The organism is Paenibacillus chibensis (assembly GCF_004001045.1).
GTDB classification, from domain to species: Bacteria; Bacillota; Bacilli; order Paenibacillales; family Paenibacillaceae; genus Paenibacillus_AQ; species Paenibacillus_AQ chibensis.
In genome coordinates this window covers 130,538-144,750 of the sequence record NZ_BIMK01000016.1, presented here as the reverse complement: position 1 = coordinate 144,750, position 14,213 = coordinate 130,538, and the positions used below count along the sequence as shown (strand labels likewise).

At 50.6% G+C, this 14,213-nt stretch carries 19 protein-coding genes and 1 tRNA gene; 11 read left to right on the top strand and 9 right to left on the bottom strand.

The window, feature by feature from the left end; translation table 11 throughout:
- Positions 1 to 94: 94 nt before the first annotated feature.
- From PCH05_RS27295 to PCH05_RS14350, 4 genes are all read right to left on the bottom strand, one after another.
- Complete coding sequence (locus tag PCH05_RS27295) at positions 95 to 253, bottom strand: hypothetical protein (RefSeq protein ID WP_164766650.1); 159 nt, start codon at positions 251 to 253, stop codon at positions 95 to 97.
- A 175-nt stretch (positions 254 to 428) separates the two neighbouring features.
- A complete protein-coding gene (locus PCH05_RS14360; protein WP_127603083.1) occupies positions 429 to 623 on the bottom strand; it encodes a hypothetical protein in 195 nt (64 codons plus the stop codon).
- Positions 624 to 782: 159 nt separating this feature from the next.
- A complete protein-coding gene (locus PCH05_RS14355) occupies positions 783 to 1,133 on the bottom strand; it encodes a DUF805 domain-containing protein (RefSeq protein ID WP_127603082.1) in 351 nt (116 codons plus the stop codon).
- A gap of 180 nt (positions 1,134 to 1,313) precedes the next feature.
- Positions 1,314 to 1,386, bottom strand: a tRNA-Val gene (locus PCH05_RS14350).
- Between the two features lie 202 nt (positions 1,387 to 1,588).
- Between PCH05_RS14350 and PCH05_RS27290 the strand changes: the two genes are divergently transcribed.
- From PCH05_RS27290 to PCH05_RS14340, 3 genes are all read left to right on the top strand, one after another.
- On the top strand, positions 1,589 to 1,765 hold the full coding sequence (locus tag PCH05_RS27290; RefSeq protein ID WP_164766649.1) for a hypothetical protein: 177 nt from the start codon (positions 1,589 to 1,591) through the stop codon (positions 1,763 to 1,765).
- A 307-nt stretch (positions 1,766 to 2,072) separates the two neighbouring features.
- Positions 2,073 to 2,519, top strand: a complete 447-nt coding sequence (locus PCH05_RS14345; protein WP_127603081.1) for a GNAT family N-acetyltransferase — start codon at positions 2,073 to 2,075, stop codon at positions 2,517 to 2,519.
- An 82-nt stretch (positions 2,520 to 2,601) separates the two neighbouring features.
- On the top strand, positions 2,602 to 2,841 hold the full coding sequence (locus PCH05_RS14340; protein ID WP_127603080.1) for a DUF3892 domain-containing protein: 240 nt from the start codon (positions 2,602 to 2,604) through the stop codon (positions 2,839 to 2,841).
- A gap of 99 nt (positions 2,842 to 2,940) precedes the next feature.
- Here PCH05_RS14340 and PCH05_RS14335 read toward each other — a convergent pair whose 3' ends face one another.
- Positions 2,941 to 3,678 carry an MBL fold metallo-hydrolase gene (locus PCH05_RS14335; RefSeq protein WP_127603079.1) on the bottom strand — a complete coding sequence of 246 codons (738 nt, stop codon included), beginning with the start codon at positions 3,676 to 3,678 and terminating at the stop codon, positions 2,941 to 2,943.
- Between the two features lie 109 nt (positions 3,679 to 3,787).
- Here PCH05_RS14335 and PCH05_RS14330 point away from each other — a divergent pair, with 109 nt between their 5' ends.
- The 3 genes from PCH05_RS14330 to PCH05_RS14320 all read left to right on the top strand — a co-directional run bounded on the left by PCH05_RS14330 (position 3,788) and on the right by PCH05_RS14320 (position 5,104).
- The gene (locus tag PCH05_RS14330; RefSeq protein WP_127603078.1) at positions 3,788 to 3,982 is read left to right on the top strand and encodes a hypothetical protein; all 195 of its coding nucleotides are present in this window, start codon (positions 3,788 to 3,790) and stop codon (positions 3,980 to 3,982) included.
- A 207-nt stretch (positions 3,983 to 4,189) separates the two neighbouring features.
- The gene (locus tag PCH05_RS14325; RefSeq protein WP_127603094.1) at positions 4,190 to 4,696 is read left to right on the top strand and encodes a stalk domain-containing protein; all 507 of its coding nucleotides are present in this window, start codon (positions 4,190 to 4,192) and stop codon (positions 4,694 to 4,696) included.
- A 93-nt stretch (positions 4,697 to 4,789) separates the two neighbouring features.
- Positions 4,790 to 5,104, top strand: coding sequence for a DUF1292 domain-containing protein (locus PCH05_RS14320; protein WP_127603077.1), 315 nt, complete (start codon positions 4,790 to 4,792; stop codon positions 5,102 to 5,104).
- A gap of 65 nt (positions 5,105 to 5,169) precedes the next feature.
- Here PCH05_RS14320 and PCH05_RS14315 read toward each other — a convergent pair whose 3' ends face one another.
- Entirely contained in the window at positions 5,170 to 6,645 is a 1,476-nt protein-coding gene (locus PCH05_RS14315) for an aminotransferase class I/II-fold pyridoxal phosphate-dependent enzyme (RefSeq protein ID WP_127603076.1), read from the bottom strand.
- A 177-nt stretch (positions 6,646 to 6,822) separates the two neighbouring features.
- Here PCH05_RS14315 and PCH05_RS14310 point away from each other — a divergent pair, with 177 nt between their 5' ends.
- Positions 6,823 to 8,106, top strand: coding sequence for an MFS transporter (locus PCH05_RS14310; RefSeq protein WP_127603075.1), 1,284 nt, complete (start codon positions 6,823 to 6,825; stop codon positions 8,104 to 8,106).
- 85 nt (positions 8,107 to 8,191) lie between these two features.
- Here PCH05_RS14310 and PCH05_RS14305 read toward each other — a convergent pair whose 3' ends face one another.
- Positions 8,192 to 8,815, bottom strand: a complete 624-nt coding sequence (locus PCH05_RS14305) for a DUF1054 domain-containing protein (protein WP_127603074.1) — start codon at positions 8,813 to 8,815, stop codon at positions 8,192 to 8,194.
- 238 nt (positions 8,816 to 9,053) lie between these two features.
- Here PCH05_RS14305 and PCH05_RS14300 point away from each other — a divergent pair, with 238 nt between their 5' ends.
- Complete coding sequence (locus PCH05_RS14300) at positions 9,054 to 9,650, top strand: YkzI domain-containing protein (protein WP_127603073.1); 597 nt, start codon at positions 9,054 to 9,056, stop codon at positions 9,648 to 9,650.
- 173 nt (positions 9,651 to 9,823) lie between these two features.
- Positions 9,824 to 11,236 (top strand): NADP-dependent phosphogluconate dehydrogenase, encoded by a 1,413-nt coding sequence (gene gnd / locus PCH05_RS14295; protein WP_127603072.1) that lies wholly within the window; start codon positions 9,824 to 9,826, stop codon positions 11,234 to 11,236.
- Between the two features lie 18 nt (positions 11,237 to 11,254).
- Here gnd and PCH05_RS14290 read toward each other — a convergent pair whose 3' ends face one another.
- A complete protein-coding gene (locus tag PCH05_RS14290; RefSeq protein WP_127603071.1) occupies positions 11,255 to 11,572 on the bottom strand; it encodes a hypothetical protein in 318 nt (105 codons plus the stop codon).
- A gap of 281 nt (positions 11,573 to 11,853) precedes the next feature.
- Between PCH05_RS14290 and PCH05_RS14285 the strand changes: the two genes are divergently transcribed.
- Entirely contained in the window at positions 11,854 to 12,369 is a 516-nt protein-coding gene (locus PCH05_RS14285; protein ID WP_246049563.1) for a shikimate kinase, read from the top strand.
- Between the two features lie 83 nt (positions 12,370 to 12,452).
- On the opposite strand, the gene PCH05_RS14280 is transcribed toward PCH05_RS14285, so the two are convergent.
- A complete protein-coding gene (locus PCH05_RS14280; RefSeq protein ID WP_127603070.1) occupies positions 12,453 to 12,755 on the bottom strand; it encodes a rhodanese-like domain-containing protein in 303 nt (100 codons plus the stop codon).
- Positions 12,756 to 12,883: 128 nt separating this feature from the next.
- Here PCH05_RS14280 and aroA point away from each other — a divergent pair, with 128 nt between their 5' ends.
- Positions 12,884 to 14,176, top strand: coding sequence for a 3-phosphoshikimate 1-carboxyvinyltransferase (aroA, locus tag PCH05_RS14275; protein WP_127603069.1), 1,293 nt, complete (start codon positions 12,884 to 12,886; stop codon positions 14,174 to 14,176).
- Positions 14,177 to 14,213 lie beyond the last annotated feature (37 nt).

The window sequence follows — 14,213 nt, the reverse complement described above, 5'->3', positions numbered from 1 at the left end:
CAAGCAGGCCCGGCTTTTTCATATTCGCCCTTGCGAGTCGGCTGTCAGTCGTTCTGTCGGATGACTGATTCCATGCTCGTGTGCTTAAGGCGCTTTATTCCTTGTGATCCTTGCGCTTGCGGGCTTCGTCGGACGCTTCCTCCAGAACTTCCTCGATCATGGTGGTGGAAGATGGATTTTCTTTGTCCGGTTCCGGAATCGGATCCACTCCCGGGAATCGTTCTTCATGTTCGTGCGGATCATGTTTTTCCATGACAATCCCTTCCTTTCTCTATCGGCTTCGTATAGGTTGAACCAAAGATTATATCCCTATGCAGCCGGAGCTGTGCTATATGTAACGATAAACCGGAAGGAGAGGGCTTGAATCAATCCGTTGTTCATGACGGCAAAAGAAAAAAACTGCCGCATCCGCAGCAGTCGAGTAGTTGTTATTTAATATGGATCAGGCGCGACACATGGCTTACTTCATCCATAGGGATCCAGAAGGAGCCAAGGGCGGTACGCATTTTTAATTTGTTCGGGTCACTCGATTGTTCCGGGATGCCTGTCAGTGTGCTGCCGTCTACACTTTTGACGAATACGTAATGTCCGCGTTTGATGGCGAGCTCGATTTCCTTTTCCATGCGACTATTCTCCTGTAATAAAGACTTTGGAATCATTTTCTATTCCTATCATACGGGAAACGAAGCCGGATATAAAGCATTAATTTGTTACAATACTAAGAAAATAGACCTACAAAATTGCAATCCTTTCAATACTGAAAAAAACCTGGCTCACATCCATTAAGCGGTTTTCTTGGGATTGGGCCCATATTGATTTTCGTCTTCCTCGCTATCTTGGCACGTGAATATGAGTAAAATAAGGGTGCCGACGATGGGAAGGAAATTGATAAAAAACCAAAACCCGCTTTTCCCGGTGTCATGAAGCCTCCGGACGGTAACCGCTAAGGTCGGCATAAAAACAGCCAATGTATACACCCAAGAAAGCCCCGACGATAGACCTCTAAATGTTTCGTACAAGGACAATGCAATGGAGATGATACCACTGATTAAAGTAAACATCCAATATTCCTGGCGTCTTGCTCTACCTTGAAAACCTATATAATTTTTTAACACTTTAAAATACCATATCATGTAAATGGCCCACCTCAGAGAACATTATACCTTGACGATATTTACTCTTCATATGAGTAAAATATTCCATCCTAGTAATATGATCCCCATCGATCCTCCCCCAAAGGTCACAGGGTCAGCTGGTGAGTAATAGAATAATAAAAAGAAAAAAGCCCTTGATTATCAAGGGCTTTTTGTGTATGATCTGCAGTGGGCTCGAACCACTGACCCCCACCCTGTCAAGATGGTGCTCTCCCAGCTGAGCTAGCAGATCATGTGAAGCAAAGAAGATATTTAATATATTATCAGCGAGAAGAAGGGGTGTCAATTGTTTTTTTGCATAACGAATGAATGAATACATAACAGCATGAGGCGTGAATACTGAAGTCATCCTGTCGTTATAATAAACAGGGTGTTAGAAGCAGTGAATTAGGTTAAGAATATCAGGTATACGGACTTTAAAGGAGTGGCATGACATGCCCAGAAAATGGTGGTTAGCCTTGCTCAGCGGACTCCTGTGCGCTGCGCTCGCAGGCTGTTCGGGCAGCTCGTCCAGCAAAGGCTCAAGTTCTCCGGTCATGAAAGATATGTACAACAGCGGTCAATCCGTCTCCGGAGACGTTTATTCCAAGGGTCAAATTTCACCTCCGTGATCATGCATAATATAGCAGCAGAACAGCAAGAGAGCCGGCGGCATGCCGGCTCTCTTCGTTTTATTCCTCATCCCATTTGCGGGAATATCCTTTTTTCGTCACGTATATGAACGAGTAAATCAATGCAGCAGCCATAACTGCGCAAATAACAATGGTGGCTCCCATACCCATCGATCCTGCCGCTCCTCTCCTCATGGCTCTAGCCTAAACTATACATGAAAATCTTTTTTTTGTATAATAATTCAATCGTGTTTTATCGAAAGACCGAAGAGAGGCAATACGGAATGACGAAAGTGAGGGGTATTGGATGGCTGCCGAAATCATCAACGTAACAACGCAAGATCAGCTGCAACACGGACTGGAGATCCGAAAAAAGGTTTTTGTCGAGGAGCAAAAGGTTCCGGAGGACCTCGAAATTGACGAATACGACGTGATCAGTGACGATGTGCATCATATTCTGGTTCAGGACGAGCATGGCGAATATGTCGCGACCGGCCGCGTGATTTATTACAATAACGAGACCGCCAAAATGCAGCGGATCGCCGTGCTTCAGCCTTACCGGAAGGGCGGCTATGGCCGCATTCTGCTCATGGCGATGGAAAAACGCGCGCGGGAGCTGGGCTTGTCTTATTCGATTCTGGATGCGCAGTGCCAGGCAGAGCCGTTTTACGCCAAGCAGGGCTATGAAACGATCTCCAAGGAGCCGTTTGACGATGCGGGAATTCCGCATGTGCGCATGAAAAAATCGCTATAAAAGGGATAGCTTCGGTCATGTCAGGGGAACCTAACGATAGCCCACAGGATGGGCATCTCACCTGACAAAGGAGCGGATCACGATGGGAACTGCAGGGCGTGAACAATTTATCGCAGTGCAAAAAAACGGCGACGGTGACTTGACCGCCTTCAAAACCTCTTCTGGACGCGTGCTCAGCTACGACGAGGCGCTGCAGGAAGTTAAAGCCGGAGCCATTGCCGGCGTGAATGTATTCAAAGGAAGAGACGGAGGCATGTATATCCGCGGCGACGCCGACGGAGATCCGTCGAACAATTTGGATCAGCTGCCCCGCTTTGAATAGAAGTAAGCTGCGCGACAACTTAAAAGCCGGCAACAAGCATGGACGATGCCTGTTGCCGGCTTTTTTCTGGTATGAGGGCCAATGGAGGATGTCTATCATCTATAGCAAATACGTGCGCCCCTGCTCCATAAAGACCATCTCACCGGTTCTCCCTGCGAATTCATCCTTGGTATCTCCGTAATGCATCAAACGGATGATGCGGCGGATTTCCTCCGGCAAAGCCATCAGCTCGGTGAGCGTAGTATGTACGACTCCGGGACCTTCGAGCTGACAGTCATGGAAAATCACGCTGCAGCCGCGCTCCTTCACAAGTTGCTGCAGCAGTTCGGGGTGATGGATCATGTCGGCGCTATAGAAGATATGATCGTTCACGTACAATGAATAGCTGTTTTTGCCGGGGATATGCTCGGTTCGGATCAGTTCGATCCGTATATGCTCTGACAACTCGTAAGGCTTCCCGGGCACAAGCGGACAGACCTCGAACAAATCCTCCAGGGAGGCGATTTCGCCTGCTTGATACAGTCCGCCTTTGAGGGAGTGATCCCATAAAATCTGCGTCAGCGTTTCGGCAATATACAGCTTGATTTTGCGTTTATAAGTAAATTTCATCTTGAAGGCAAGCTCCTCTAGACCCCCGACATGATCCGCATGGATATGGGTGATCAGCACCGCGTCGATGTCCGCGAAGGATTTGCCCAGCTGATGCAGCGCAAGGGGGGCGGTAACTCCGCAGTCGATCAGCAATGTGAACTCCCCGTCCCGCAAAAGGGCGTTGTTGTTGAAATACGATTTGGCAAAGGCACTGCCGGTTCCGATCATTTGCAGTTCCAAATTCAAGGTTCCTGTCACCTCCTCATGTTGATAACATCATTATAACTCACAGTTCCACATTGTCATAAATCTCCATACTATGCACCATAGGCTTTTAGGAAATGGGGATTGAGGCATGGTTAAGTCAAAAGGTAAAAAACCGTCGCAGGCCAAAGGCGAAAAAATGCATAAAGGCATGAAGCTGGTCACCTCCCAGGTATGCGAGGCTTGCAAAACGCCTTGCACGCGAGGAATGGCTTATGCGGAGCGCATGAGAGAGCCGGGTGCCGTCGGCAAAGGCGTTCCCTGCATTTTAACCAAAGTCAACTAGACTACGCAGACCGTAAAAAGCCTGTGCCCCCAGCCGGGCTTTTTTCATTTTTAATCGGATTAAAAAAATCATCACGGAATGTACCGAAGCACCGCAACTTGCATACTTACTTTTCGTATATACATACAACATCATGAAGGAAATGGAGGGAATTCAAGGGTGAGAAATTGGAAAAAGATTTTGGTATGCGTTTTTGCTTTCTCTCTGATGGGCAGTTCCGTCATGTTCGCGGACTCCGTATCCCAGAAAATCAGGGTTTGGATTAACGGTCAGGAAGTGCAGGACGGCGGCTATGTGATCGATGGTAAAACTTACGTCCCGATTCGGGAATTCAACGGTGTGGTGAATTGGGATGGAGATGCCAACAAGGTGAATTTCATCAAGCCGAACGTACATATTTTCCTGTTTAAAGGCGATACCGTATTTGGCAACGTCAATAAGGGCAAGCTGAAGTTCAATGTATTCTGTCAGGTGGACAGCCTCTCCGAGCGCGTCTCCTCGGTTAAGGTTGCGATTACGGATCCGTCGGGCAACGTGAAGGATATCCAGTCCCAGGACCTGAGCGAACAGAAGGATAATTTCTGGTTCCGAACGTACGACTTTACGTATGATTTCAAAACAGCAGGCAAATATAAGGTTGGGTTCTACGTTAAGGCTTCCAAAAATGACGACTATGCATTGGTTTCGGAAAAAGTGATTACGGCCCTGAATTAGTGATGCCAGGAAAACAGGATAAATTGACCAGGGAACGGGTACGTGATACGATACGATGGTATGACTATATAACCTAAAGCGAGGTTTTTTGTAATGAGCGATCACAACCACGTGCATGATGAAAATTGCAACCATGATCACGATCATGAGCATGAGGAATTTGTACTGACTTTGACTGACGAGCAAGGCAACGATGTGGAAATGGTGCTTGTCGAAACATTTGACGTTGGCGAGAAACTGTACGCACTGCTGCTGGAGCGCGAAAACCCGGAAGCCGATGGCATCATCCTGCGCGTTGAGGAAGAAAACGACGAAATGATGCTTTACAATATTGAAGACGAGCAAGAATGGAACGAGGTTGAGGCGGCTTATAACGAGCTGGTCGCTCAGCAGGATTCCGAAGACTAATTTTCTCAGCATGTGATAAAAACCCGGACCGCGCTTCTGCGGGACCGGGTTTTTTGTCTGCTTTATTAAAAAATCGGATCGGTTTCGACAATAACTTTTACGTTATTGATATAGCGGTCTTCCGGGCCTTTTACAGGCAGCCCCACGTCAACATGATCCACGATATAATCGATGTTGTCCTGGGAGATGACTTCACCCGGCAGCAGGATCGGGATGCCCGGCGGATAGACATAAATGAATTCGGCGATGATCCGGCCGGCCGATTCCTTGAACGGAATCACTTCGGTGTCTCCGTAGAAGGCGTCTCTTGGAATCAGCGACAGCTGCGGAATCTCCGGAATTTTGACGATCAGCTCATTGGCGGTGTTCACGTTATAATACGTTCCGGCAAGCTCGCGAAGCGCCGTCAGCAGAATCGAAACGGTTTCTTCGTTATCGCCCGGAGTGACCAGGCAGAGGATGTTATACATGTCGCTCAGTTCGACTTCGATATTATAATGCTCGCGCAGCCAGTTTTCGGTTTCGTATCCGGTGATGCCCAGATGCCGAACGTGAATGGTCAGCTTGGTCGGGTCATAATCGAAGGTTGCCTCTCCGCCGAGAATTTCTTCACCGAAGCAGTACAGCCCCTCGATCTGATTGATGCTCCGGCGGGCATTTTGCGCGAGATCGATCGCTCTTTGCGCCATTACGTGACCGTTGATCGCCAGATTGCGTCTGGACGTATCCAGGGAACCGAGCAGAATGTATGATGTTGATGTGGTCGTCAGCATGCTGATGATCGTTTGCACGCGCTGCGGGTTCACAAAGCCGTTTTTCGTGTTGAGGTTGAGTACAGAGCTCTGCGTCATGGAGCCTCCAAGCTTGTGAACGCTTGTTGCGGCCATGTCCGCACCAGCTTCCATCGCGGAAATCGGAAGATCTTCATGGAAGTGGATCAGAACGCCGTGGGCTTCGTCAACCAGGACAGGCACATGTCTGCTGTGCGCGAGTTCCACGATCTCTTTCAGGTTGGCGCATACACCGAAATAAGTCGGGTTGATGACCAGGACCGCTTTGGCGTCCGGATGGCGGTCCAAGGCGCGCTGAACGGATCTGGTGGTAATGCCGTGATCGATACCCAGATTCTCGTCCTGAGCGGGGGATACGAATACCGGCTTCGCTCCCGAGAAAATAATGGCGGACATGACTGATTTGTGCACGTTGCGAGGCACGATGATCTTGTCTCCGGGCGAGCACATGGAGAGGATCATGGTCATAATGGCACCGCTTGTCCCCTGGACGCTGAAATAAGTATAATCCGCGCCGAAGGCGTCGGCTGCAAGCTTCTGGGCTTCCTCGATCACGCCGGTCGGCTGATGGAGATCGTCCAGAGGCGCAATATTGATCAAATCTATGGATAGGGCGTTATCACCTATAAATTCTCTGAACTCGGTGTCGGTTCCCATGCCCTTTTTGTGTCCGGGAATATGAAACTGTACGGGATTGCTGGCCGCATGTTCCTTCAGAGCAGTAAATAGCGGCGTACGGCGGTGGTCCATTTTATGCTGTCACAACCTTTCGTCTGTTAAAATTACAAGGATGAGTATAGCAAAATGGGGGGCGATTGCAAGCGTACATTTCGTCAAGAGTGAAAATATGGAGGGAATTCGGGGTACATTATAAATATGCTCTGTTCAGACAAGCGTTCAGCAATACGAGTAGAGGATGTGAAAAAGATGCCGCAAAGAGCAGAAGCAGCTGCCGTTAAACGGCTCAGATCCCCATTTTTTGTCGGACTGCTCATAATCCTATTTCTAGTTGAATTTATGAAAGGCTCGCTGCTGGTGGCGGTACTGCCCGTCTATATGAAAAATTCGCTCGGGCTGTCCGCGCATACGATCGGCATCGCGTTTTCTCTGCAGTATATCGGGGATAACCTGTTCCGGAGTCCCTTCGGTTGGATCGGGGAGCGTCTCGGATACCGCAAAACGATGGCCGGCGCGCTCCTGATGACCGTCATCGCCGTATGTATCATCGCGTTTTCCTCCGGGGCTTTCTGGCTGGCTGTTGCCTGCTTCATCCTCGGACTGGGAACCTCCCCGCTGTGGCCGACCGCCATGACGGGAACGACGGAAATATCGGGGCCAAACAACAGCAACGGCCAGGCGATGGGGACGCTGGAAATGGCTTCGCTCGCAGGTACGGGGTCCGGACCGATCGTCATGAACTTACTGATGGACCGAACGGAGAAAAATTATCATACGGCATTCCTGATTCTGATCGGCGTCGGCATCATTCTGGTTCTGGTCGCGCTGACGCTGCCGTCCAAGGTCAGAATTCCGCTTCAGACGGCAGCTTCGTCCGCTGCGGGAGCCGGAAAAGGCTTTGTGGCACTCATGGGCCATAAGCTCTTGCATCTATGGGAAAGTGTGAAAAAAACGCTGCATGAGGTCAGACATACGCTCAAGGTCAGCTGGATGGTATATCCGGCGCTTTTTCTCCAATCATTCGTCATCGGTCTCCTCAGCCCGGTCATCACGCTTTACGTGCAAAATGAGCTCCACATTTCGCCTAATATGTACAGTCTGCTGCTCGTCGCGGGAGGAGGCATCACGGTGCTTGCTTTGATTCCATGCGGAAAGCTGATCGACAAGTTCGGCACGAGGCCGTTTTTGAATGCCGGGTTTCTGCTCGCCGCCTGTTCGCTGAGCATCTTTTCCATGGTCCATTCGCTCGCACTCGTGTTCATTTTCGTATGTATCGTCGGCGTGAGCTATGCCATGATTCTGCCGGGCTGGAATACGTTTGTGTCGCATCTGGTTCCAGAAGGAGAGCGCGGCGCGGTATGGGGATTTTTCCTGACGCTTCAGGGCTCGGGCATGGTGGTGGGTCCGATCGTGTCCGGTCAGCTGTGGGATCGCCTGGGACATTCGTCGCCGTTCATGGCAAGTGCCATCGTGATGGCTCTATTGTTTGTGATCCACTTTATTCTGTCGCGCCGAATGAAAACCGCAGGCTGAGTGAAGAAATGGGTACGACGCAAAAAAACTGTACCGGCAGGGGATGCTTCCCATGCACCGGTACAGCTTTTTGTTGTCCGCGGCTTTAAAATGCCATTTTATACAGCGGCAGCAGCTTCTCGAACGTGGATTGGATGACGGAAATGAGCTCCGGTCCTTGATCGAGGACGGCTTCGCCCTTCGGTATGCGCAGTCCGCACAGCACTTCGGATTTTTTGACACTTTCGAGCTTCTCGGCCATCTGCGTGAAATCCTTGGAGCTCATATCGCCATGCGGCGTAAAGCCGGGATCCATATGGTCCATCGACCAGTAGAAATCATCCGGCAGGCTCTTTTTGACCTTGCTGAGGTTTTTCTCGAGATGCTTGGCGAAAATGGTCTTGTTCGAGCTCTCGTAAATGACGGCGAATATAATGAACAGGTGGGATTCAAACATGCCGACCTGAAAATGCGGCAGTGCCTTATAACCTCTTTTGCTCGCGGCCCATGCGACCCAGGTATCATTCGGGGGATTGATGGTGCGGCGGGCGTGCTTGGCTACATGGGGGAACATTTCTTCCCCGCAAAGCGCGGATAGAAACGGGGCAAGCTCGCTACCCAGCATTTCCAGCTTGGGACGCACGTTTGCGATCAAGGCCTCCATGCGGGGCGCAAGTCCGGGAACGTTGAATACTTCGAAATCCTTGGTGTTAAAACCTTCAAATGACATGCTGCGGCCTCCTATGATCAATTACGGTGTATAAGTTGTCCTATGATATCATACCCCTCCGGGCTGTTTGGCTCCAATACGGAAAGGGTAAAAATAGTCAATAAACCAAGTTACCGTTACATAAGATAAAGTATAAAATAGATCAAAGCTTTTAATCAATTTCAATCTGCAGGGTTGTTTTTTTGAAGCGCAGGTTTCTCTTGGATTTAGCGGTCCAAAACTTAAGGGAGGGAGTGCCGTGAACAAGAGCTATGAAGTGGAATACTGCAATCTGGAGCTTCGGTTTAACCGGCGGCATATTCAGGACCTGATTAAGGATTTGATTCAAGAGGGATATTCCCTCTATTGGAGTGAAAACGAATCTTTATTCATCGTTTCCGTCAGAAAGGGGCGCAAACTCGTCAAGCTGCGGTTTAATCGTACCAAAAACGGTTATAAGATGGTGGGAGATTATATTATCCGCGATGCCAAACTGGCGGAATGGATGGAGAAGCTGATCGAGGATACACGCGGCCATGCGGTCGTGAAGCGGTTCAAGGACCGTCAGATTCTGGTGGAGAGCATTTTATTCGGCGAAGTCATCCGCTTAGTTGAAATTTCCGGATACCAGCAAAGGGTGCTGTATCAAAAGGGACCGTTCATGACGGAGCAGGAGATTTCCAAGCTGTATTTTTCGAAGGAAGGGGAAATGCGGCTGCTGCTGCTGAAGCTTGAGGTGGATGATGAGCTTGAGCGTCTTCATGAAGCGCTACAAAACGGAGATGAGGAGAAAGCTGAGCTGTGCCGCAAGAAGCTTTCCGAATTGTCGAAACAGCTGTTCATGCTTGAATGGTAAAGCTCCGTTTGTATGACAATATAAAGAAGTGATGAAAGCACCTCAGCCCAAGGCGAGGTGTTTTGTCACGCATCATTTACAGGATGAGGGGTTCACTTTCACGCGTAAACACGCTAAAATAGCTGTATTCTAGATTTTTTCACAAAATAAAGAGGTAAAGGATGGAGGACCATATGTCGAAGCAACAAATCGGTGTCATCGGCCTTGCTGTTATGGGCAAAAACCTGGCTCTCAATATTGAAAGCAGAGGCTTTACTGTTTCCGTGTTCAACCGTTCCCCGGAGAAAACGGAAGCCCTTTTGGAAGAGGCGAAAGGCAAAAACCTGACCGGTACGTTCTCTATTGAGGAATTTGTCGAGTCGCTTGAAAAGCCGCGCAAAATTTTGATCATGGTACAAGCCGGCAAAGCGACGGATGCTACGATCGACCAACTGATTCCGCATCTGGATCAAGGTGATATCATTATTGACGGCGGCAACGCCTACTTCCCTGATACGCAGCGCCGCAGCAAGATGCTGGAGGAAAAAGGCTTCCGCTTTATCGGAGCAGGCGTTTCCGGCGGCGAAGAAGGCGCCCTCAAAGGTCCTTCCATCATGCCGGGCGGGCCGAAGAGCGCATATGAGCTGGTACAACCGATCCTCACTTCGATTTCCGCTAAAGTGAATGGTGAACCATGCTGTACATATATCGGACCAGACGGTGCCGGACACTACGTGAAAATGGTGCATAACGGTATCGAATACGGCGACATGCAGCTGATCGGTGAAGCTTACCATCTGCTGAAGGACGTGCTGAACCTGGGCGCGGACGAACTGCATGAGATTTTCAGCGACTGGAACAAGGGCGAGCTCGACAGTTACCTGATCGAAATCACCGCCGACATTTTCGCGCAAAAGGATGAAGACACCGGCAAACCGATGGTTGACGCCATTCTGGACGCAGCCGGACAAAAAGGCACCGGAAAATGGACAAGCCAAAGCTCCCTCGATCTTGGCGTGCCTTTGTCCATGATTACCGAATCGGTGTTCTCCCGTTTCCTGTCCGCCATGAAGGAAGAGCGCGTGGAAGCAAGCAAAATCCTGAGTGGTCCTAAAACGGAAGCATTCCAGGGCGACAAAGGGGAATTCATCGAAAATGTGCGCAAAGCGCTGTTCGCGAGCAAAATCGTATCTTATGCCCAAGGCTTCGCGCAGCTGCGCGTGGCATCCGATGAGTACGGTTGGGATCTGAAATACGGCGAGCTGGCTAAAATCTGGCGCGGCGGCTGCATTATCCGCTCCCGTTTCCTGCAGAACATTACGGATGCTTACGAGAAGGATCCAGGCTTGAAAAACCTGCTGCTGGATCCGTTCTTTACAGATATTATCGAAAATTACCAGGGCGCATGGCGTTCTACGGTGTCCGCTGCTGTAAGCCGCGGCATTCCGGTGCCGGGCTTTGCCAGCGCGCTGGCATATTTCGACAGCTACCGCACGGAAAGACTTCCTGCGAACCTGCTGCAAGCGCAGCGCGACTATTTCGGCGCGCATACGTTCAAACGTGTGGACAAGGAAGGCGTCTTCCACCACAACTGGATTCAGGAGTAACATCCGTAACCGGAGGATCTATGGCTTGTCTTCATAATCATCCGGAGGGATAAGTCCGTGCATGGCTTCCTGAAGGCAGGTCCGGATGCGTTCATCCTGCGCATGTCCGGATGAGGTTCGGCTTAGCAGCAGCAGTGCCGCTTCGCCGAAATACTGGAAGTTTAACAAGATTCGTGGCTTAGAGAGCTCCAGCAGCGCTGGTTCTCTCTGAGCCACTTTTTGTTGCACATAATGCAGCACCCAATGCATGTCTTCGCGGCAAAGAATATGCCGCGGATCGGCGATCTGCCGGATTCTTGCGGCCGTTTCCGGCGAAAGGGGACGGAATTCTGGCATAATGGTACGTTCCACTCCTTACGAACAGCGGATTTTCCTAGCGGGGCAGCTGAGGAACCAGGAAATTATGACGGGATCTATGAAATGAACTAAAGCTTGATCTTCCGGCTCTTCCGATTCATGATCACTCTTTCTTTAGTTCAATGTATCTATATGATAGACTCAGAGAAAATAGACTTCTTTGCTGCAAGGGAGTTTGCAAGATTGTCGAAAGTTTTTGGCCTGTGTTATGATATGAAAAAGCTTTTGGGGATGGCAAGGGAACAGAAGGGGTGTCGCATTTGCATCAATTGAATTCACATATCATACTGATCGGAATGATGGGAACCGGGAAATCCACGGTCGGCGGGATCCTGGCTGAACAGCTCGGCTATTCGCTCGTCGATTTGGATGCGGCGGTCGTGGCCGAAGCGGGGATGACCATTCCGGAGATGTTCGATCTGCACGGCGAAGCCTTCTTCCGGCAGGCGGAAACGGACATGCTCCGCAAGGTTCTATCGAGAGGCGGACGGCAGATCATTGCCACAGGCGGAGGAGCCGTGCTGAACCCGGCCAACTGCGAGCTCATGGTTAACGGAGGTTTCGTCGCCGCGCTGACGGCGGAGGCGGAGACGATTATTGAGCGGGTCAAGGAGGATACGAATCGTCCGCTGCTGGCAGGCAATGCCGAAGAGCGGATCCGTACCATTCTTGAGGAGCGGAAGCACGCCTATCAATTTGCCCACTGCACGGTGGATACGAGCGGCCTTAGTGCGGATGAAGTTGCGCAGTTTATTTTAACGCATTACCGCGTCTAAGCTTTTTGTGGTAAAATCTATAGGAGGCGGCATTCCGAATAAAAAACGGCAGGCCCTTATAGGACCTGCCGTATCATTGCGGTTTATTCTTCTTCGTTCCAGCGAAGCATGCCGCCGGTCATGTTCGTGCACTCAATACCATGCTGCTGGAGAAATTGGCAGGCTCTCATGCTGCGGCCGCCGCTGCGGCAGATCATGATGACTTCGCCTTCCTTCGGGATTTCATCCAGACGATCCGGAATTTGTCCAAGCGGGATATGTTTGGCGCCGCTGATCATTCCCTGCGCGACTTCTTCGTCCTCGCGGACGTCGATCATTTGCGGGGTCTCTCCGTCCATCAGCCGTTTTCTGAGCTCGGATGGATCTATTTCATGGATGGGTGTCATATGGAATAACCTCTTTTCAATGGTTTTATCTGCAGTTAAGTATATGATAACCAAGCTCTAAATGGGCTGTCAAATCAAGCGCGTGCCTTTTTGGTACATGAAAATAAAAGAGAAGGAGACAAGGGGATATGGATTTGATTGTTAAACCGACACCGCGTTTAGAGGGGGAGATCGGAGCGCTTTCTTCCAAAAATTATACTACCCGTTATTTGCTGGTCGCAGCTCTTGCCGAAGGAACGAGCACGGTATATTTCCCAGCCCATAGTGAAGATAGTGATGCGATGCGCCGCTGTATTCAGGACTTGGGAGCGGTGCTGGTGGAAGATGAGGAGAAGGCGGTAATTACCGGCTTTGGACGCCATCCGAGGGATGTCAAAGAGCTCAACGTCGGCAATGCAGGAGCCGTTCTCCGTTTTTTGATGGGCATTGCCTCGCTTTGCCCGGATGTAACGTTCGTCAATACATATCCTGACTCGCTCGGCAAACGACCGCATGATGATCTGATCACGGCTTTGGGCCAAATGGGCGTTCAGGTGGAACACCATGACGGCCGCCTGCCGATCCGTATTCGTGGCGGGCAGCCGAAGGGCGGCTTGATTCAAGTATCCGGCACCGTCAGCTCGCAGTATTTGAGTGCATTGCTGTTCTTGACGCCGCTGCTGGCCGAGGATAGCGAAATCGAGGTTCTGGATGACCTGAAATCGAAGGTTGTCGTTGGACAAACGCTCGAGGTGCTGGCACAGGCGGGAATCGTGATTCACGCAAGCGAGGATTACATGCATTTCCGGATTCCGGGCAATCAGTCGTACCAGGCCAAGACGTATACGGTCCAAGGCGATTATCCGGGCTCTGCGGCCGTGCTGGCTGCTGCGGCAGTTACGGAGTCCGATGTCCTGTTGAAGCGCCTGCCCGTGGAGAGCAAGCAGGGTGAGCGCGCGGTCGTAGACGTGCTGCGCATGATGCAGGTGCCTTTGACGCATGACAACGATGAAGTTCATGTCCGGGGCAACGGCAAGCTGAAGTCCGTGGAGTTTGACGGTGACGCGGCTACGGATGCGGTGCTGGCGATGGTCGCCGCTGCCGTGTTCGCTGAAGGAACCTCGCGGTTTTATAACGTCGAAAATTTGCGCTACAAGGAATGCGACCGCATCACCGATTATTTGGCCGAGCTGCGCAAAGCCGGCGCCAACGTAGAGGAACGGCAGGCGGAGATCATCGTTCACGGCCGTCCGGAAGGGGTCGAAGGCGGCGTGGAGATCAACGCGCACTACGACCACCGCGTCATTATGGCGCTCACGGTTGTCGGGCTGCGGGCCAAGCAGCCGCTCAAAATCAAAGACGCGCATCACGTGGCCAAGTCGTATCCGCAGTTCTTCGATCATATGCAGGCGCTTGGCGCCTGGGTGGAATGGGTAAAATAACTGCGAAGAAGAACATAACATAACATAACATAGGAAT